The 19255-nt window shown below is 42.0% G+C and carries 17 protein-coding genes and 2 pseudogenes; 9 read left to right on the forward strand and 10 right to left on the reverse strand.

Annotation, left to right across the window (positions count from 1 at the left end):
* Positions 1 to 689: 689 nt before the first annotated feature.
* On the forward strand, positions 690 to 869 hold the full coding sequence (locus V7K49_RS00265; protein ID WP_334797557.1) for a replication restart DNA helicase PriA: 180 nt from the start codon (positions 690 to 692) through the stop codon (positions 867 to 869).
* A gap of 77 nt (positions 870 to 946) precedes the next feature.
* Here the strand turns inward: V7K49_RS00265 and V7K49_RS00270 are convergent, their stop codons facing one another.
* The 5 genes from V7K49_RS00270 to lgt form a co-directional block, all read right to left on the reverse strand.
* Positions 947 to 1417 carry a hypothetical protein gene (locus tag V7K49_RS00270; RefSeq protein ID WP_335204053.1) on the reverse strand — a complete coding sequence of 157 codons (471 nt, stop codon included), beginning with the start codon at positions 1415 to 1417 and terminating at the stop codon, positions 947 to 949.
* A gap of 634 nt (positions 1418 to 2051) precedes the next feature.
* On the reverse strand, positions 2052 to 3146 hold the full coding sequence (gene rlmN, locus V7K49_RS00275; RefSeq protein ID WP_335204054.1) for a 23S rRNA (adenine(2503)-C(2))-methyltransferase RlmN: 1095 nt from the start codon (positions 3144 to 3146) through the stop codon (positions 2052 to 2054).
* Between the two features lie 79 nt (positions 3147 to 3225).
* Complete coding sequence (locus V7K49_RS00280) at positions 3226 to 3579, reverse strand: phenylpyruvate tautomerase MIF-related protein (protein WP_335204056.1); 354 nt, start codon at positions 3577 to 3579, stop codon at positions 3226 to 3228.
* A 397-nt stretch (positions 3580 to 3976) separates the two neighbouring features.
* Positions 3977 to 4801: a precorrin-4 C(11)-methyltransferase gene (cobM, locus tag V7K49_RS00285; protein WP_335204057.1), complete on the reverse strand. Its 825-nt coding sequence runs from the start codon at positions 4799 to 4801 to the stop codon at positions 3977 to 3979.
* A 179-nt stretch (positions 4802 to 4980) separates the two neighbouring features.
* Positions 4981 to 5856: a prolipoprotein diacylglyceryl transferase gene (gene lgt, locus V7K49_RS00290; protein ID WP_334874121.1), complete on the reverse strand. Its 876-nt coding sequence runs from the start codon at positions 5854 to 5856 to the stop codon at positions 4981 to 4983.
* Between the two features lie 409 nt (positions 5857 to 6265).
* On the opposite strand from lgt, the gene coaD reads away from it, so the two are divergent.
* The 3 genes from coaD (at position 6266) to V7K49_RS00305 (ending at position 8085) form a co-directional block, all read left to right on the forward strand.
* On the forward strand, positions 6266 to 6817 hold the full coding sequence (gene coaD / locus V7K49_RS00295) for a pantetheine-phosphate adenylyltransferase (protein WP_273763736.1): 552 nt from the start codon (positions 6266 to 6268) through the stop codon (positions 6815 to 6817).
* A complete protein-coding gene (locus tag V7K49_RS00300) occupies positions 6727 to 7395 on the forward strand; it encodes a DivIVA domain-containing protein (protein WP_334874118.1) in 669 nt (222 codons plus the stop codon). The genes coaD and V7K49_RS00300 overlap by 91 nt, the downstream gene beginning before the upstream one ends.
* 426 nt (positions 7396 to 7821) lie before the next feature.
* Complete coding sequence (locus tag V7K49_RS00305) at positions 7822 to 8085, forward strand: Ycf66 family protein (protein ID WP_442948622.1); 264 nt, start codon at positions 7822 to 7824, stop codon at positions 8083 to 8085.
* 495 nt (positions 8086 to 8580) lie between these two features.
* Here V7K49_RS00305 and V7K49_RS00310 read toward each other — a convergent pair whose 3' ends face one another.
* From V7K49_RS00310 to cysS, 4 genes are all read right to left on the reverse strand, one after another.
* Positions 8581 to 9927 carry a TldD/PmbA family protein gene (locus tag V7K49_RS00310; protein ID WP_334874116.1) on the reverse strand — a complete coding sequence of 449 codons (1347 nt, stop codon included), beginning with the start codon at positions 9925 to 9927 and terminating at the stop codon, positions 8581 to 8583.
* Positions 9928 to 10097: 170 nt separating this feature from the next.
* A complete protein-coding gene (locus tag V7K49_RS00315; RefSeq protein WP_335204059.1) occupies positions 10098 to 11537 on the reverse strand; it encodes a TldD/PmbA family protein in 1440 nt (479 codons plus the stop codon).
* 3 nt (positions 11538 to 11540) lie between these two features.
* The gene (locus V7K49_RS00320) at positions 11541 to 11750 is read right to left on the reverse strand and encodes a hypothetical protein (protein ID WP_335204060.1); all 210 of its coding nucleotides are present in this window, start codon (positions 11748 to 11750) and stop codon (positions 11541 to 11543) included.
* A gap of 41 nt (positions 11751 to 11791) precedes the next feature.
* Complete coding sequence (gene cysS / locus V7K49_RS00325) at positions 11792 to 13321, reverse strand: cysteine--tRNA ligase (protein ID WP_335204061.1); 1530 nt, start codon at positions 13319 to 13321, stop codon at positions 11792 to 11794.
* Between the two features lie 136 nt (positions 13322 to 13457).
* Between cysS and V7K49_RS00330 the strand changes: the two genes are divergently transcribed.
* Entirely contained in the window at positions 13458 to 14576 is a 1119-nt protein-coding gene (locus V7K49_RS00330; protein WP_335204062.1) for a CobW family GTP-binding protein, read from the forward strand.
* A gap of 128 nt (positions 14577 to 14704) precedes the next feature.
* Here the strand turns inward: V7K49_RS00330 and V7K49_RS00335 are convergent.
* Positions 14705 to 15476: pseudogene (locus V7K49_RS00335) on the reverse strand (Rpn family recombination-promoting nuclease/putative transposase).
* Positions 15477 to 15605: 129 nt separating this feature from the next.
* On the opposite strand from V7K49_RS00335, the pseudogene dtd reads away from it, so the two are divergent.
* The 4 genes and pseudogenes from dtd to V7K49_RS00355 all read left to right on the forward strand — a co-directional run bounded on the left by dtd (position 15606) and on the right by V7K49_RS00355 (position 19010).
* A pseudogene (dtd, locus tag V7K49_RS00340) lies at positions 15606 to 16049 on the forward strand (D-aminoacyl-tRNA deacylase).
* A 113-nt stretch (positions 16050 to 16162) separates the two neighbouring features.
* Positions 16163 to 16504 (forward strand): photosystem II reaction center protein Psb28, encoded by a 342-nt coding sequence (gene psb28 / locus V7K49_RS00345; RefSeq protein ID WP_335204063.1) that lies wholly within the window; start codon positions 16163 to 16165, stop codon positions 16502 to 16504.
* A gap of 107 nt (positions 16505 to 16611) precedes the next feature.
* On the forward strand, positions 16612 to 17121 hold the full coding sequence (locus V7K49_RS00350) for a MogA/MoaB family molybdenum cofactor biosynthesis protein (RefSeq protein ID WP_335204064.1): 510 nt from the start codon (positions 16612 to 16614) through the stop codon (positions 17119 to 17121).
* 137 nt (positions 17122 to 17258) lie between these two features.
* Positions 17259 to 19010 (forward strand): diguanylate cyclase domain-containing protein, encoded by a 1752-nt coding sequence (locus V7K49_RS00355; protein WP_335204065.1) that lies wholly within the window; start codon positions 17259 to 17261, stop codon positions 19008 to 19010.
* Positions 19011 to 19255 lie beyond the last annotated feature (245 nt).

Below are 19255 nucleotides of genomic sequence, written 5' to 3' on the forward strand. Positions count from 1 at the left end.
TCCAGGTGAGGAATGATCTTAATCCGAGTCCGAGGCATCACTGTACACCAATTTTACTTCCATTAAATAATACTATCTATTGCAACTTGGTATAAGAGCTTAAGACAAGCGGCAAAATCCCTTTGTTAAAGGTAGGCAAACTGACGCCACAGTATACTAGTTCCACTCTCACAGATGATTAAGTTAAGGTTGTCTGCGAGAATTTAAGCTGTGTAGAAACCGTAAATTTACGGTCTCTTATAAGTGCGGTAGTTTTGATGAAATTATCTCACCAAAATTTAATCTCATAAATCTTGGCAGCAAATATTAACTAAATCTTAAGATAAAAATTTTGTTACTAAATATACAGTATTTTCTTGGTTTTAATTTTTGAATACAAGAACGGCTTTTTTGTATTCGTCTGAAATGACTATAAACAAGGCTTTCTCAAGGGATTCGTCATAGGGATCAGTAAATCACTAAGCAGTATTTAATTAAAAAATAAATTATGTATCTAAAGTAGGAGGGTAATATCACTTAAAGTTTAGGATAATATACAGAGATATCGAAATTTTTTTCAACCTTGAAATTTTGTTTAAAATAATCAGCCAATATTAAAGTCGTTTGTTAAGTTGGGTCAAACCAAAATTTTTGCTACTTTAACTGGCAGTTTTCTCAAATAAAAAATAGTTACAACCAGGGGTTTTCAAATGCAGACAGTACAAAAGATTTACTGCCCAAATTGCGGTTGCCAAGCAGAACGCTATTATATTTATGATAGTCAAATAACTCGCACACAATGCCCTAGTTGTGACTACTTGATGATTACTTGCACTCGCACTGGCAAAGTCATTGAGGCTTATGCGCCAGGAATTTATGCACATCGCTAGATAATAAAAATTAAAAATTGGAGAATGTTTTCTCTAATTTTTAATAATAAAATTACTTATCAGAAATTTTGAACACTTCATAGCTTATTCTTCTGTTGTCTGAATTGTTGCTGTAGTCTCTGTTCTTGTAATCTAAATTCTTGCTGTTGTCTAATTTGTTGATCTTGTCTGAGTTGTTGCTGTTGTATTCTCAGTTGTTGCTGTTGTGTAAATTCTTGCTGTTGTAGTCTTGTTTCTTCGTGTTGTAGTCTTAATTGTTGCTCGCGGATCAGTTCTTGCTGTTGTCTTGTGAAGTCTTGCTGTTGTATTATCTGTTGTTGTTGTAGTCGTGGTTCTTGAAGGTTTTGCCGTAGCCATGTTTCCTTAAATTGCTGTTGTGTTTGCTGATTTCGCTGCTCTTGTTGTTGTCTCATTCTTTCTTGAAAGGACTCGGTTTGTTGAGGATTCGTCTGAATTATTTGTGCAGATGCAGGAGAATTCATCGATAAAGCTTTTGCAAGCACAATCAATAGTAGCCATACTTTAACCATTAATAAGCGATTCAACATCCAGTTATTTCCTCAATTGTTATAGGTTGGGTTGAGCGATCGCTAAACCCTTAAAATGGCAACATAATTCATAATTACCCTATACATAAATGCAGGGGCTTGAAATAGCTAACTAAAGCTAATGCTTTATTCACCGTTATGGGCTTGCGCGATTCCTTCGGCGTCTCCAGTCCATAACGTTCTCTAAATATCAGTGCATTGAGAATAGCTTCCTAAATCAAGGTTATATCCAGTGCATTATCTTGATTCTGCATAAAAATATCCTTTTTTAGATATTCATCTTAATTAAATTATACATTCAAATTTTTTACATGGTTTGCCGGATTTCCGTAATCCACTTACCTACGGCAGGTAAGTTAAAAAAAGGATTTCAGGCGGTTTTACTCCATAGATAAATAGAGATAATTTCTCAGGTTCAGGACTAGCCCTTTCAAAGTGGGTAAAATTTTTGGATAAGAATTTTTCTGATCTCTGTGTTCTCTGCGTCTGGAGTGGTTCCATAAATTACTTTTTAACCGCAGAGGCACAGAGAACACAGAGAGTAAAGTAGAGATTTTATTGCCAGAACTAAGATTTTATGACTCACCTTGAAAGGGCTAGTCTTAATTCATTCATAAAATTGACTGCAAGAGGTTTAATTCTTACTTGCTCTGAGTTGTCCACAAGCAGCATCGGCTTCTAAACCACGGGAATAACGGACGGTAACAGCAATATTTTGCTGCTTAAGGACGTTGACAAATGCTTGAATACGATCGCGGTTGGGGCGTTTGTAGTCTACTTCTTGAATAGGGTTATAGGGAATCAAATTCACATGACTTTGGAATCCTCGCAGGCGTTTCGCCAGTTGTAATGCATGTTCTGGTAAATCGTTGACACCAGCAAGGAGAACATATTCAAAGGTAACGCGGCGTCCAGTGATTTCTACATATTCTCGACATTCAGCCAGTAAATCTTCTAGAGGATAGGCGCGGGCGCTGGGGATGAGTTTTTCCCGCAGTGCTTGGTTAGGTGCGTGGAGACTAACAGCGAGAGTAATTTGCAAATTGTTTTGCGCGAACTGACGGATGCGATCGCGAATACCAACAGTTGAAACTGTAAGCGATCGCTGTCCGATACCGACATCTTGATTCAAAGATTTCAGGGCTGCTAGGACATTCTCAGTATTCAACAACGGTTCACCCAGTCCCATAAACACTACATTGCTAACTCGTTGCTGAAAATCTTCTTGTACAGTCAACACCTGATCGACAATTTCATGCCTTGCTAGGTTGCGCTTGTAGCCTCCCTTACCAGTAGCGCAAAAATCACACGCCATTGGGCAACCCACCTGAGTAGAAACACAAACTGTCAGCCGAGATTTTGGGCCTTCTCCTCTTTCTCCCAAGGTGGGGATGCCAACAGTTTCAATAATTTGATCGTCTGTTAATCGCAAAAGATATTTGACTGTGCCATCAGGTGCCACAGAGCGGTAATGTAAAATTGAGCGCCCAATCGGGATTTCTGCGACTTCTTTGCGCCATTGCTTGGGGAAGACAGAAATATCAGATAGCGATCGCACCCCCTTGTCATAGATCCATTCATGTAGTTGCTTTCCTCTGTAAGCAGGTTGTCCCTGCTGCTGCACCCAAGTGCTTAACTCTGGAAGAGAAGCACCTAGAAGGGGAGGGATTAATTCTGATTTTTCTGGGTTGTGTAAATCAACCTGAGATACAAGAGGCGTAGCAGACATAAAAAAATCACGAATTGATGTAGGATCTCTATCCTACACCTGCCAGATCAAGTTAATCTTGACCAAAGAAGACAGGGAATTAACCAAAGGTTGTGCCGTTCCAGCCCCACATTGCCCCCTTGGCGTCTGCAAACTCGATGTAAATGCGATTTTTAGGTACACCTAGAGTTTGGTTAATCTGCTGGCAAAAGTCCTGACTCATTGCTGCGGTTTGGTCTGGCTTCATCGTGCCAACACTCTTAATTTCAATGTAACAAACCGGGTCTGTATTTCCTGCAAAGGTCATGGGGATTCCCGGTTCAAAAGCAGTCATTACATAGGATTCTGGTTTTCCCAAATGTTTCGCTAACTTGGCTGATAGATTTAAAAGCATTGACTCAATTTCAGTTTTTTGAGGAGCAGATGCAGAAGTTTGCACTTTAATTAGTGGCATAGTACCGAATTGGAAATTTTGATTTTATTCACATTGTTAAGTTTATCGAAACGCACAAGTACAGAGTATAAAGATTAGGGAGATGGGGAGTCGGAAAGCAGGGGGATGAGGGAGAGTTAGAAGTTGAGGGACTTCCAAATAAAAAAATATCCCAAAACTGACGCAAAAATCCTCTTTATTTCTCCTCTCTGTGTTCTCTGCGTCTGGAGTGGTTCGTTTATTTGGATAATTTATTTCTTGGAAATCCCTGAAGCATTGGTTCAAAGACTCGTTCATCCACCTCAGATACTCGTTCATCCACCTCAGATACTCATTCCCCATGCCCAATATCCAATACTTCGGCTTCTCTACGAGACGCTACGCGAACGCTCAGTACAAGTGCCCAATGCCCTAGCATTTAGTGATGAGACGAGCGAAATAGATGACTATGTTCGGGATGATATAAACGCGATCGCCCTGTTGCTGTCGAGAGGGCTGGACTGATGATATAAAGTGTAGTGCGAATTAGTTTTTCTTTATGAGTGCAGTCTGCCATTTGATTAAGGGGGACAACCCTGATTTTTTCATCGGGCCAGCCGATGCGAAAGCAAATTGCAATGGGGGTTTCGGCTGGGTAATGTTCGAGTAGTTTGGCTTGGGCATTTTCGACGTGACGCGCACTGAGATATAAGCAGAGGCTAGCCTGATGTGCCGCCAGAGAGGCTAATTCTTCGGTGGCGGGGACTTCTGTACGTCCGCTGATGCGTGTCAAAATGATAGTTTGGACTAAACCAGGGACAGTTAGTTCTACTTTAAGTTTGGCAGCAGCGGCTTGAAAGGCGCTGATACCTGGTATAACTTCAAAAGGAATATCTGCCTCTGCTAGGAGGTGCATTTGCTCGTGGATGGCGCTGTAGAGACTAGGATCGCCAGAATGGAGACGGACTAGAGATTTGTGCTGCGATCGCACCCGATCAATCATAATCGGCAAAATCTCTTCTAAAGTCTGATTTGCAGTCCTAATTATCTCCGCATCTTTTCGGCAAAGTTCTAAAATCTCTTCGGGTACTAAAGAATCAGCAAATAAAATCACATCAGCAACAGCTAGTAGTCTCTGCGCCTTCACCGTTAATAAATCCGGATCTCCAGGGCCTGCTCCGACAATGTACACAGATGGTTCTATGGCGTATAGTGTTTTTTTATAGCTTAGGTTTTCTGTATATTCACTTTTAGAAGAACACACGGCAATCCCTCAAAAAACTTTTTTGTTATTTTCTCAGTATCTTTCCGGATTCACCCTCTTTGCCTAGTAGAGAGTAATGGTAGATGCACCCTGGTTAAGCCCTAGAGAATACTCTGGGGCATTTTTTATTTTTTAGGCATTGAGTATTGGGCATTAGTTATTCTTTCTCCCCTACTTCCTCATCTTCCACTCTCCCCATTTCCCTTAGGAGTAGGAACTACATCGGGTAAAGGGCGTTTGAGTAAGTAAAGCCAAGCTAATCCAACTAATCCCAATAAAATTCCTAGACTACTGACGACTTGTGCCATTTTTAACGGCCCCAGCATTAAGCTATCAGTGCGAAAACCTTCGATCCACAAGCGTCCTAAGCTATAGGCTGGCCAGTAAACTAGAAACAGCGTGCCTACTTTCAGGCGTGGCTTACCAGATAAAGACCGGAAAAACAAGGTTATTAATAGCGCAAACACCATTAAATCCCACAGAGATTCGTACAGGAAGGTGGGATGAAAGTAATCGAAACTAGCATACTCTAGAGGACGATGGTCTGGTGGAATATACAACTTCCAAGGTAAATCAGTAGGATCGCCAAAAGCCTCAGAATTAAAGAAATTGCCCCAACGTCCGATCGCCTGCCCTAAAATCAGCGAAGGTGCTACTAAATCTGCCAGTTGCCAGAAAGAAACCTGCTTGATTTTGGCAAAGATTAACGCAGCCAAAACGCCACCAAGAATCGCTCCATGAATGGCAATACCTCCTTCCCAGATCGCAAAGATTTTTCCTGGAGTTGGGGCATATTTTGACCACTCAAAGAAAACGTAATATAGCCGTGCGCCAGGAATTGCCCCAATCAACAACCAAAAAAACAAATCGCCTAGCAACTCCGGATTAACATTACGGCGCTTTGCCAAATCCTGGGAAAGGATGACGCCAATTAACACTGCTGTGGCAATCAATAAGCCATACCAGCGGATAGCTAATAGCCCTAATTTCACCAGAATCGGTCCTGGAGAAGTAAATTGAAACGCCAAAGGCAAGGTGGAAAAATCCAGTGCCATGAAAAATTACCTAGAAAAGTTCGTTAACTACCCGCGCACTTTGCTAAGTACGGAGTTTTTTACGTCTCGAATACTGGAACTACACTTAAATCCTCCACAACATTATGGGGACGTAGGTAAAAATCCAGCATCCATATTTAGGAGTTTATAGCGGTTCTCGTTTGCATGAAATATGTTGTTCAACCTCACCCCCAACCCCTCTCCTTAGCAAACAGAGGGGGTGAGGTTGCGACTATATTGCACCAAAGTGAGAACCGCTATAGTTCCTAACGCCTAGTTGAGCATAACTTGTGCTACTAAAACAATTGAGTTTAGCATTCTTACTCAGAGCGCAAGATGGTAAATTTGAGTAAGTTACACAAAAGAGTTTCGATATAATCACCTAAACAACTTTGACATATCTAAAATTGTGATTGCTATTTATCCTGGTAGCTTCGACCCCATCACCTTGGGACACCTTGACCTCATCCAGCGCGGTAGTCGGCTGTTTGAGCGCGTGATTGTCGCTGTACTGCGGAACCCCAACAAAATGCCACTTTTTAGCGTGCAGCAAAGGCTAGATCAGATCAGTCTTTCTACACAACATCTACCTAATGTAGAAGTAGACAGCTTCGACGGTCTTACCGTCAACTATGCTCAAATGCGACAAGCACAAGTTTTACTTAGGGGTTTACGGGCTGTGTCAGATTTTGAAGTAGAACTGCAAATGGCTCACACTAATAAAACTCTTTCTACCCAAATAGAAACAGTTTTTCTGGCAACCTCAAATGAGTATAGTTTTTTAAGTAGTAGTGTGGTAAAAGAGATTGCAAGGTTTGGTGGCTCTATCGATCATCTCGTTCCCCCACACATTGCCCTGGATATATACCAATGCTACAATCACAACTCTCCAATGTTGAACCCAATCTCAACGGAAGCAATCCCCCCCCTGAAGAGTATCTCAGTGGAGAGGGAAGCATAGATATTCAGCAGGAACTCAACCGCCTAGAGGAAATGGTTCTCTCTAGTCTCAGGATTCCGCTGACAGGACGCACTCTCATAGATGAAGAAAAGTTGCTGGATCAGCTTGATTACATCCGGCTTGCTTTACCATCACTTTTTCAAGAAGCAGCAGCCATCCTTGACCAAAAGGATGAAATTCTGCTAGAAGCGGAAGAGTATGGACAGCAGGTTGTTGAGTCCGCGCAAGCAAAAAGAGCGCAAATTTTAGCTGAAAGCGATATTATTCAACAGGCAGAACAAGAAGCTGAACAACTGCGGCGACAAGTGCAACAAGAGTGTGAGGCAATGATGCAAGAAACACTCGCCGAAATTGACCGCAAACGGTATGCTTGTCAGCAAGAGTTAGAGCAAATGCGACAAACTGCGATCGCTCACGCTCAAGAAATTGAAGATGGTGCTGATGCATATGCCGATGGCATCCTGGAAAATATTGAGCAGGATCTCAAGCAGATGTTACGAGTTATCACCAACGGACGGCAACAATTGCAAATTGATAACCTCACCCAGCGCAATTCACCTCCTGGCAATAAAAAATAGGGGTTCTAGCACAGATGGGGAAAAATTATAGGTTGGGTTTCGCTATTGCTATTGGTGTCAATTTAAGGCAAAACACGAGAGAAAACTCTCGTTTCCAGGTATAACCTGGAAATGTATTAAAAGCGGCTCTGCCGCTAATATTAATAAAGGAGGCAGAGCCTCAAATGGGCATTCCCAGCCTGAGGCTGTGAACGAGAGAATATTAGATTATTACAAGGGTTTCACTTAAGTTGACACCAATGCGCCATTGCTTAAACCAACAATTTTTGTCAAGGAAGACTTTTAAATTTCTATGCTCTAAGCTGAATCTACTTAGTAATAGGTTTAAAATTTTAAATTGTAATTAAGCAGGATTTTTCAAAACTGCTTACTTTAGCTCAAGTTAACTTTGGAGCAAATTCAGCTAGTAGACTGGGAATTATTTATTTGCTTTTAGCAGTAGGTTACTTGATTTTTATGGTATTTTGGCTAGTTAAACGTGGAACAAGACTTACGAGTTGGGCTTTAGCACTTTATATTATACAATCTATAGTTGTGCCAATTTTAATGTTATTGTGCGGATTTATTTTGATTTTTCAAGGTTGGCGATTAGATCCAATTCTTCAATTTGGACAACTTTTATTGTTTTTATTAATTATTTACCTAATTATCAAAGATATTGTAATTAATTCAGTTTACAGAGATAGATAATTTTAGGATTGGGATAATGTTATTACTAATAGTAATCCTGAATCATTTGTAATAAATAAACAAGCTCCCCGACAACTTTTACGAAGTCGGGGAGCTGCGTTTTGCAATTCTCACAAATCAAATATGATTGCTATATAGCGGTTCTCGCTTGGGTGCAGTACAGTTTTGACCTCACTTCCATTCCTCTCTCCTACAAGGAGGAGGCACTGCGTTGGGGAGCCAGCGCGGTCTTCTCCCAAAGGGAGAGGCTAGCGCCTGCCGTAGGATGCCCGAAGGGCTGTAGGGGGTTTCCCCCATGAGCGACTGGCGTCCGGCTCTGCCGACTTGTTCGCGCAGCGTCTCCCCTTGGGAGAAGCACGTGGCGTCAGAGGCTTTGAGTATTACTCCCCAACGCTACAAGGGTTGGGGCTGTTCTTGTTAGGTCTGTATTCCATGCAATTGGGAACCGCTATATTTATGTTTAAAATTCATCAAAAACGCAATTACAACACCTGATTACAAAGTATATGTAAAATCTTCCACCAGCATACCGGGAACTAAACTACCTCCTAGTTGGCGACTTTCGTATGTACCAACTTCCGGAATGAACTCTTGAAAATTGGTCAAATCTACTAAGTTTTCTCCCCAAAATCGGTAGAGACTTTCATCAAAACGTAAGTTTTCAATGGGGGCAATAATTTCTCCGTTTTCTACCCAAAAACAAGCATAACGGGTCATACCTGTAATTCTCCCAGTTTGGCGATCGCTCCAATTCAAGTAATGCAAATTAGATACATATAATCCGGTATCTAAACTCGGAAAAATCTGCTCAAATACCAACTTTCCCGGACTCACTTCAGGCGCTCGTAAAGTCTCTGAAACATTAGCACCGTTGGCAATTTTTTGATATTCCTTAGCAGTTCGAGAATTCACTAGAGTATTTACCAAATATCCTTTTTCTATTACAGGTAACTCCGGTGCTGCGACTTCTCCTAATTCATTAAATCGCGGTACTAATCCCCGCTGAAAGTTTTCTTTCAAACTAAATGCAGTCGAAAGTTGTTTTTCTTGACGCCATAGAGTAGCTAAAGCACTGTTTCCTTGCTGAATATCAGCTTCACTCACAGATCCCCAAGAAAGCATCATTAATAAATCTCCAACAGCAGCAGGTGCAAAATAAGTTTTGTACTGTCCCCGTGGCAATTCTTTAGCTGGGCGAGAAAGCAATTCTAGTTGCTTTTTGGCTTCGCTGATTTTGGCTATATAAGCAGATTTATCCCAATTACTCCCTGCAAATGTTCCCTTAACTGCTTGTCCAGATATAGAGAAGAGAGAATAATCTAAGGTAAAAGAATCAGTAGCAAACCAGTGTTTCTGTCCGTTAGAATCACCATAAGCTTTAATTACAACACCTCCAGCGTATATGCCAGTAAAATCTAATTCAGTAACCAGTTCCAGCACATTGGGTACTACTGCTTCCGCTGCCAATAAATTCCCCAAATGTACTTCCCGGCTGGTATTAGTTCCTGATGGTAAAACTAGATATGGATCGATGGGTAATAAAATAAGTTCGTCACGTAATTCCTGCAAAGCAGCATATGTTAACTGCCAATCTACGTCCCAATTTCCAGTAAAGGGAAACTGTCGAACACTGCTGCGCTGGTCTGCCATCAAAGTCAGTTCGATCCAACCATCAGCAACACAACCAGTTTGTCGCACTTTCGCATGATTGAAACGAGTAAATTGACTTCTTTCACTGCTTAGTCTCACAGTGAATTGTTCATTTTCCGCTTTTTTGTTCAGGAGATTTTCAATCAGTTGATTAAAGCTGACTTCTAACGCAGATAATTCCTCAATTTTCATGGATATTAAATATTAATAGGTAATAGGGATGGGAGAAAATTAGGAGTGATGAGTGATGAGTGATGAGTTATGAATTATAAATTAAAAGTTGAAGAATTTTTTAATTCAAAACTTCTAATTCCTAACTCCTGTACAGACACGATTAATCGCGTCTCTAAATTTGCACTCTTTTAACTTCCTCCACCAAAAACTTCGACATTAGCAAATACACAAACAGGTGAACCATGTCCTACCCAAATGGCCTGATTTGGCTCTCCTTTACCACAATAAGGAGTACCATACATTTCCCAGTTGTCAGCATTTCCAACTTGGATTAAGCTGTGCCAAAACTCTGGTGTTGTGGCGCGATAGTTAGGATTGCGGAGGGTTTTGGTGAGTTTACCGTTTTCAATTAATTTAGCGTACTCGCAACCAAATTGAAATTTGTAGCGGCGATCGTCAATTGACCAAGATCGGTTAGATTCCATGTAAACGCCGTGTTCTATCCCAGCAATAATGTCTTCAAAGCTAGTGTTTAGAGGCTCTAAATTCAAGTTTGCCATGCGATCGATCGCTGGTCGATTCCATGAGGAAGCACGGGCACAGGCAACTCCTGGTACGCCTGCTCTTACTTGACTCTCCAGACTGCCTAAACCCCGTTGGAGTACACCTTCTTTTACCAAATACTCCCGCGTTGCTACAGCACCCGTATCATCAAAGCCATAGCTAGCAAATTCACCAGGCACGGTGGGATCAAAGGTAATATTCATCAGTGGCGAACCATATACTAGGTTGCCAAAATCACTTTTATTAACGAAGCTGCCCCCAGCATAGTTACGTTCATCTCCCAAAATTCGGTCAATTTCTAGGGGATGCCCGACACTTTCATGGATTTGCAGCATCATTTGGTCTGGGGCTAAAACTAAATTGGTACGGGTGGTTGGGCATTCTTCTGCTCTCAATAGTTCTACTGCTTGTTCGCCAATTTGCCGCACTCGATGCCATAAATCTTCTTGTTTTAAAAGCTCTAGTCCACCTTGGTAACAGTTTGATTGCGAGCCGTTGTTGCTGCGCTGCTGTACAACCGCTCCATCTTGGGCAGTGGCTCCGTAATTAGTGCCTATAGATAGTATTTTTTGATAGACTTCTGAGCCATTGCTGCTAATAAACCAAGATTCTCTCTCAGTGGTGCTGGCACTAGCTATGGTTTGCACAATCTTGTCGTCAACTTTTAGGGTTTGGCAAATGCGAACCAGTAAATCGTTGATTTCTCCGGGACTCAGAGCATCCAATGGCTCAAGAAATGGGGATTTATATTCACCAACGACTTTAGGGCGCTCACTTTCATGGAAGGGATGTATCCACCATTCACTGGCTGCTAGTGCCTGTTTATAGGCTGTTTGAGCAGCGGCTTGTAGAGACGGTAATTCCAGGGAGTTAGTAGCTGCATAACCCAGACAGCCATTGACCAAAACTTCCAGCATAGCTCCTACAGTGAAGGATTTGCCGTTTATCTGGGGTAAGGCGTCACGGACTAAACGGGTAGTAGAAGTCTCCTTTACGGCTCTAATACCGATCCAATCAGCGGGAATGTCGAAACTAGCGATCGCTTTTTTAAGTTCAGACCACATAATTTAAGGAATTGGGAATTGGGAATTGGGAATTGGGAACTGGGAATTGAGAATTGGGCATTGGGCACTTGTACTGAGCGACTTGTACCGAGCTTGTCCTGAGCGGACTTGTACTGAGCGCAGTCGAAGTACCCGTTGGCGCAGCCTCTCCAAGAGTTGGGCGAAGTCGAGGTAAGCCGTTGGCGCAGCCTCTCCAAGAGTTGTATTGGGCATTGGGAAGAATTCAATTCCTAGTTCCCAGTTCCCATTACCCTCTAATTCCGATGCCAGCGTGTACCATCACGGCTATCAATTAGCGTAATACCTTCTGCTTGAAGTTGGTCACGAATGCGATCGCTTTCAGCAAAATTTTTGGCTTTACGTGCTTCTTGCCTTTGCTGAATTCGTGCCTCAATTTCCGCATCGCTTAAACCATTACTCGCAGGCGTTTTCACTTCTGGCTTCGCGGTTAAACCAAAAACATCAGCCAAAGTAACAAGTGTTCGCCATACCTGAAGCAATTCATCGTCTGGATTATTTGTTTTCCCTTCATGTATCAGCATATTCCCCTCCTGGCGTAATTCTTTAGCCATTTCAAACAAGCTTCTTAACCCACCAGGGAAATTAAAGTCATTGTTGACAGCGTTGCAAAAGAGTTCAGCGTAGGGATGGAAATTGGAATCTATTTTTGTATTTAATGGCCAACCAAGTTGTTTAGCGTGTCCCTCAAAGAGTTTACCATTGGGATGAAGCATGGGATTACTGACTATATCCAATGACCAACCCAGTTGCTCACCGTATTGGTAGCCAAAGAGTAAACCTTCTTTAAGGGTGTGCCAACCGTTAGTTGCTGCGGCGATCGCTTCATCGCTAAAATCAATTGGTGTGCGATATTGAGCAGTCAGTACAAACAACCGCACTGCCATCGGGTCAACTCCTCGATCTAGCAATTCTCGAATAGTGATAAAGTTGCCCAAAGATTTGGACATTTTTTCACCATCTACTGTCACCATGCCGTTATGCAACCAGTAACGCGCTAGGGGTTTTCCTGTCACAACCTCAGATTGGGCAATTTCATTTTCGTGGTGGGGAAAAATTAAGTCAGTACCACCAGCATGAATATCTATGGTATCACCCAAGCGATCGCGCACCATTGCCGAGCATTCTATATGCCACCCAGGACGACCTGCGCCCCAAGGTGATTCCCAAGCAGGTTCTCCCGGTTTTGCTGCTTTCCATAAAACAAAATCAAAGGGGTCTTTCTTTTTCTGGTATTCTGGATCATCCACGTTGACGCGATCGCTTTTCCCGGCTTGCATATCTTCTAACTTGCGTCCAGAAAGCTTGCCATACTCAGCAAACTGTCGTACTGGATAATACACATCACCGTCAGCAGGGTAAGCAAAACCCTTATTTTCCAACTCATGAATTAACCGCTGAATGCCATTGATTGTGTGGGTAGCACGGGGATACTCATCAGCTTCTTTAATCCCCAACCGCGCCATATCCTCAAAATATGCTTTGATAAAGCGATCGGCTACAGCTTCCATTGATGAATGTTCAACACAGGCTCGATTCAGAATCTTGTCATCAATATCAGTAAAATTTTGGATATATCGGACTTCATAGCCGATAAACTGGAGGTATCGGCGGATTACATCCCAAACAATGCAAGCTCTCGCATGACCCAAATGGCAGTAGTCGTACACTGTCACGCCGCAGTAATACATCTTAACCTTGCCTGGTTCGACTGTTTCAAACGGTTCTTGACGACGGGTGAGGGTATTGTAAAGGGTTAGGGTCATAACAGAGTAATGCTGAAATAAGAAGATACGTAATAATAGGGTAAAGCAGCTGGGATGACAGTCCAGCATCCCTATGCTAGTGTTTTCTGGACTATCTGCGCTACATTACTACTTTTGACTATTTGATAACAGCGCCATGCAATCAGCAGTTACACCCGAATCTTCCGCAATGGATACGCCCAAACAAGGAATGCCAGTAACAATTATTACGGGTTTTCTCGGTAGTGGCAAGACGACTTTACTTAATCATATCCTCAACAACCAACAGGGTTTGAAAACCGCTGTTCTAGTGAATGAATTTGGCGAAATTGGCATCGACAACGAGCTAATTGTTTCCACTGGTGAGAACATGGTGGAGCTAAATAATGGTTGTATCTGCTGCACTATTAATAATGATTTGGTAGATGCAGTTTACAAAGTTTTAGAACGCCAAGAAAATCTAGATTATCTAGTAGTGGAAACAACTGGATTGGCAGATCCGCTACCAGTAGCTTTAACATTTCTTGGTACAGAATTGCGGGATTTAACCCGCTTGGATTCGATTATTACCGTAGTAGACGCGGCGAATTACAGCCTAGATTTATTTAACTCTGAGGCGGCATACAGCCAGATTGCCTATGGCGATGTAATTGTGCTGAACAAGACTGATTTGGTTGATGAAGCCACTTTGAATGAGTTAGAAAGAAAAATTAACGAAGTTAAGGAAGGAGCGAGAATTATCCGCTCCACGCGATCGCAAGTGCCACTTCCTTTAATTCTGAGTGTTGGTCTGTTTGAGTCTGATAAATATTTTGACACAGTGGTGGATGATCACGACCATCACGACCATCACGACCATCACGACCATGATGATCATGACCACTCAACATGCGGTCACGATCATCACGATCATGACCATGACCATCACGATCATCACCATCATTCTGACCATTTAGAAAATGATGGTTTTACTTCCATATCTTTCCAAAGTGACAAGCCTTTTTCTATTAGGAAGTTTCAGTATTTCTTAGATAACCAGCTACCCTCAAATATCTTCCGAGCGAAGGGGATTATGTGGTTTGATGAAAGTCCGAAGCGTCATATTTTCCATCTTTGCGGTAAACGCTTCACCTTAGATGATGATGAATGGCAAGGTAAATTGAAAAACCAGCTAGTGCTGATTGGTCAAAATTTGGATCGTGAGGCTTTAATTACTCAACTCGAAAACTGCATTTGTCTACCTTCAACCTCTCGCGGTAAAGGCTTTGGAAAATAAAAGTTAGGAGTTAGGAGTTAGGAGTGAGGAGTTAAAAGTTAAAATTGCGTACTCGTGTACTCGTTCCCAGGTTCCACCTGGGAATGCATTCTCACTGGCTCCGCCATCTGTTATAATGGCTCGCTTTCTCACTCCCCTGCGTTACCAGCTTCTTCTCTTACCAACTCCTGCACCTCTTCCAGAGATAACCCTGTAACTCTCGCCACTATATTCACAGACATTCCCTCTTTGAGCAAATTCACCGCTACACGCCGCACTTCTTCAGCGCGACCTTCGTTTTTGATAGCTTGATAAGTTACTGATTCCTGCATAAGTTCCCTCCGCAGCAATTGTTGAATTATATCTTTCTCTAATACTAGTCCAGCCAGAATGAAGGCTGAGGCTGCAATATTGTTTTGGAGAGGTTCATCGGTAATTTCTGAAATTTCCTGAGCAAATTGTTGTAACGTAGCAGTGCGGTTATTTGTCTGACTTAACACTGCAAATGGCAATAATCCCGGATGCTCCAAAAATACACTTGTTGGTTGCTCCCAAAGACGAATTACCTCGAACTTATGAAAGGTTTCTTCCAAAGTGAATGTGGTTTGCTCGATAAGTTCTGAATTTGTTTGTTGCAGATAAATCACCACTTGGCGCATTCGCTTATTCTTAAAGCGGCGATAGACTCGCAACCGATAATCAATCATCCGAAAGGGAATATCAGCTTTGGGTTGGGTTTGGAATTCCAAATGCAGCACAACTTCATCAGATTGGAGCAATATCAGCGCATCGGCGCGGATTGGTTCAAGAGAAAGCTCAGAAGGACTTAACTCAGTCAGGGTGATATGATTCTCCTAACAGCCAACTTGCAAAGTCACTGGAGAAGGTTTCAGCGAGGAACTTACAGACGTTATCGAACATTAAAAGATTGTATCAGGTGGTAGGCGCTCGTTCTTTCGAGATTCAACTTGCGCTTTAAGAATGCAACGCCGAATAGCCCGTTGTAAACATCGCTGTAAAATTGAAACATTGATCAACGTTTAGATTAAAATGCGCGTTATCATCCAGCGAGTCAAATCATCTTAAGTTACAGTTAATGATGAAATTGTCGGCAAAATTGGGCGGGGGCTAAATTTACTTGTGGGTATTGCCAATACCGATACTGATACTGAAATCGACTGGATGGTGCGTAAGTGCTTGGAATTGCGGCTGTTTCCTGACCAAGAAGGAGACGACCGTTGGCAAAAATCTGTACAAGAAATTGGCGGCGATTTATTAGTAGTCAGTCAGTTTACCCTTTACGGTGACTGTCACAAAGGTCGCCGTCCTTCTTTTGACCGTTCAGCCGCTCCCCAATCAGCAGAAGTTTTGTATAATCGTTTTGTTACCAAGTTAAGAGCTAGCGGTTTGCAGGTGGAAACAGGTCAATTTGGTGCAATGATGCAAGTTACAATTGAAAACGATGGCCCCGTAACTTTGTTACTTGAAAAATAAGCGGTTTAAGTATATACACTAAAAAGAGGAATAACAGTAGCCTGTAGACCGTGGTGTTCTAATTGATGAGAGAATATTAAATTAACCATCACAAAAGTTTAAATTCACTCATCATGGCGAAAATCCAGTTTTCTAAAGGTCTTGACGAAGAAGTAACTCCAGAGGTGCGCCTGACGCGATCGCGCAGTGGCGAAAGTGGTACAGCGACGTTTATTTTTACGAATCCAAAGATTTTAGATCAAAATAGCACCGAAGACATTACCGGAATGTACTTGATTGACGAAGAAGGGGAGATAATTACCCGTGAAGTTAAGGGTAAGTTTGTTAACGGAAAACCGGAAGCATTAGAAGCAGTTTACGTGATGAAATCTCCCCAAGAATGGGATCGCTTTATGCGCTTCATGGAACGGTATGCTGAAGAAAACGATCTTGGACTCAGCAAAAATGAGGCATAGGGCATAGGGTATCGGGCATCGGGCATCGGTAATTATTGTCATGCCCAATGCGCCATTCCCCATGCCCAATTATCCATGATCAAAAGTTAATGACTGACTTATAATGAATGCCACAACCCCACCCAGACTCGCCTAGAATTACGGTAACTTGTGCTGTGGTTACTGTCAGCGATACACGCACTTTGGAAACGGACAAAAGTGGACAGCTAATTCAGCAGTTACTCCTTGATGCTAACCATGTTGTAGGAGCCTACATAATTATTAAAGATGAACCAACACAAATTCAAGGGCAGATAGAAAGTCTGGCTAAAAGCTCAAATTTGGATGCTGTAATTTTCAATGGTGGTACAGGTATTGCACCAAGAGATATCACCTACGATGCCATTGAGAAATTACTAGAGAAAACCTTACCGGGATTTGGTGAGTTATTTCGTTTTTTAAGTTATCAAGAAATTGGTTCGCGGGCGATCGCTTCTCGCGCTGTTGCTGGTGTTTATCAAGATAAATTAATCTTCTCGCTTCCTGGTTCCAGTAATGCTGTGCACCTGGCGATGGAAAAATTGATTTTGCCCGAACTCATTCACTTGGTAAGTCAGGTTTGTAAGGGGTTGAAATGAGCAGCCTTAGAGAAAGTTACCATGAGAACTCTTGTAAAAATAACAAATCACACATTGAACTCATCCCTTCTATCGTTACATCTTGGGCCTATCTAGAATTATAGTAAAACGGATGAAATTTTAATATTAGATCAGCAATGGAGCCTATTTACTGGAACTGCATAATTGCTCACGGCATCACTGCATTTTCATACTTTGGCATCCCCACAGTAATAGGGGTTTTCTTTGCCAAAACTAAGGCAACTATCCCTTCTAAGTTTTGGCTTGCCTTTTTCTTATCAAGTGGATTTGTACTATTTTGCGGATTTCATCACCTTCTGGCGATCTTTGAGCCACATGTGGCAGTGTCACTGCTGCACTTAGGCGTACTTGATGTAATGGCGTTTGTTTCATTATCTGCCTTACTCTGCCTAATGCCAACCGCCTATCAAATTTTAGAGGTGATCGCCAGATATCAAGAAGATATCCGCTCACTTCAGCGCAGCCAGCAGATACAACGGCTATTCCTCGATCAGGGCCCGTTTGCAGCCTATATCAAAGATGAGCAATCTAGAGTGCTTTACTACAACCAGGAAATACAGTCTAGATTTTCGGTAGATCCACAAGAATGGTTGGGGAAAACGGATAGTGAATACTTGCCAGATCCAGAAGAGGGGCGGCGGGTAATGGAAAACGATCAAGTCGTTTTGAAGACTCTACGCCCGTTGAAGCTGATTGAAGAGATAAAGATACCTGGTAATGATCAGCCGTGCTACTGGCTATCGTTTAAGTTTCCGTTTAGCGATTACCTAACGGGCGCTTGTCGCATCGGTGGGATCAGTATTGATATTACAGAATCCATAGAAGCACAGCGATCGCTCACTGATCTAAATCGGCAGTTAGAAGAAAAAACACTGGAATTAGAAGCAAAAAAACGAGAACTTATATATCTCTCAGATATGGCGGATATGCTTTATTCTTGCGAGTTTGAAGATGAGGTGTATCAAGTGGTCGCTTTAACCTGTTCCAAGCTATTTCCTAATATGAGTGGTTGTATCAATATAATTGCTAATTCAAAAAATTATGTTCAGATAAATAGTACTTGGGGAAGTCAAAGAAGCAGTAAAGAAGTATTTTTACTATCTGATTGTTGGGCATTACGGAGAGGAAAATTAAACCTTTTTTCGCCTTGTAATGCAGGGCTGATGTGCAGCCACTTAATACCACCTGTTAGCGGCGCACATTTATGTGTTCCATTGTTTGGACAAGGCGAAGTAATTGGGATTTTACACATCAATGCCCTTGAAGAAATCAGTCGAGAAGAGCAACAAATTACTGAGATTATTGCTAGAACCTTAGGCATTGCACTGAATAATCTATCGATAAAACAACGTCTAACCTATGATAGTTTGCGGGATGGAATGACCCAACTATTCAATCAAAGCTATATGCAAAATATAACGGAACAGAGGCTAGCGGAAGCTGAACGGTCGGGGCAACCTCTTAGTGTTATTTTCCTTGATATCGATAACTTCAAATCTTACAACTCGCACTATGGGCATATGACTGCCAACATTGTTCTCCAGGAATTAGCAAAGCTGCTGTTAAAATCTATTAGCTCCTTTGACATTGCTTGCAGATGGGGTGGTGAAGAATTTGTAATTGTGATGCCAAATATGATGCTGGAAACGCTCAGGAAGCGAGTAGAACAACTAAGGGTAGATGTCGAACAAATGCAATTGAAGGACGGCGATCAGATCCTCAAAAGCATCACCGCTTCTTTTGGAATAGCTGTATCAGAACCAGGGATTACGGTTAAAGATTTTCTGAATCGGGCAAATCAAGCGATGCTTGAGGCAAAGCGAACTGGAAAGAATCGGATTATGGAGTATGTAAATACCTGTAATTAATAATTCATAACACCACAAACAGTGGAATGGGCAGCCCTTCAGTCGGCATCAAGCGTCAATCAATTTTAGATTTTAGACTTCGGCTTACTTCGACTTCGCTCAGTACAAGTCGCTCAGTCGAACGATTTTAGATTTTAGATTTTAGATTGACCCATCCCTAAAGTCACTTGCTTATCAAAAAATGTTTGGATAATGGAAAAATAGAATTATTCTCGCGTTTAAATTCGCAAGTCTCAAACATGCAT

The sequence above is a fragment of the Nostoc sp. genome (genome assembly GCF_036919675.1).
GTDB lineage: Bacteria > Cyanobacteriota > Cyanobacteriia > Cyanobacteriales > Nostocaceae > Nostoc.

Coding starts and splice junctions, on each gene's coding strand:
- psb28 (WP_335204063.1), top strand. CDS start 16,163: ATGGCGAAAATCCAGTTTTCTAAAGGTCTTGACGAAGAAGTAACTCCA.
- V7K49_RS00280 (WP_335204056.1), bottom strand. CDS start 3,579: ATGCCACTAATTAAAGTGCAAACTTCTGCATCTGCTCCTCAAAAAACT.
- V7K49_RS00265 (WP_334797557.1), top strand. CDS start 690: ATGCAGACAGTACAAAAGATTTACTGCCCAAATTGCGGTTGCCAAGCA.
- lgt (WP_334874121.1), bottom strand. CDS start 5,856: ATGGCACTGGATTTTTCCACCTTGCCTTTGGCGTTTCAATTTACTTCT.
- V7K49_RS00320 (WP_335204060.1), bottom strand. CDS start 11,750: ATGCCCAATACAACTCTTGGAGAGGCTGCGCCAACGGCTTACCTCGAC.
- V7K49_RS00350 (WP_335204064.1), top strand. CDS start 16,612: ATGCCACAACCCCACCCAGACTCGCCTAGAATTACGGTAACTTGTGCT.
- cysS (WP_335204061.1), bottom strand. CDS start 13,321: ATGACCCTAACCCTTTACAATACCCTCACCCGTCGTCAAGAACCGTTT.
- V7K49_RS00310 (WP_334874116.1), bottom strand. CDS start 9,927: ATGAAAATTGAGGAATTATCTGCGTTAGAAGTCAGCTTTAATCAACTG.
- V7K49_RS00355 (WP_335204065.1), top strand. CDS start 17,259: ATGGAGCCTATTTACTGGAACTGCATAATTGCTCACGGCATCACTGCA.
- V7K49_RS00300 (WP_334874118.1), top strand. CDS start 6,727: ATGCTACAATCACAACTCTCCAATGTTGAACCCAATCTCAACGGAAGC.
- V7K49_RS00330 (WP_335204062.1), top strand. CDS start 13,458: ATGCAATCAGCAGTTACACCCGAATCTTCCGCAATGGATACGCCCAAA.
- V7K49_RS00270 (WP_335204053.1), bottom strand. CDS start 1,417: ATGTTGAATCGCTTATTAATGGTTAAAGTATGGCTACTATTGATTGTG.
- V7K49_RS00315 (WP_335204059.1), bottom strand. CDS start 11,537: ATGTGGTCTGAACTTAAAAAAGCGATCGCTAGTTTCGACATTCCCGCT.
- rlmN (WP_335204054.1), bottom strand. CDS start 3,146: ATGTCTGCTACGCCTCTTGTATCTCAGGTTGATTTACACAACCCAGAA.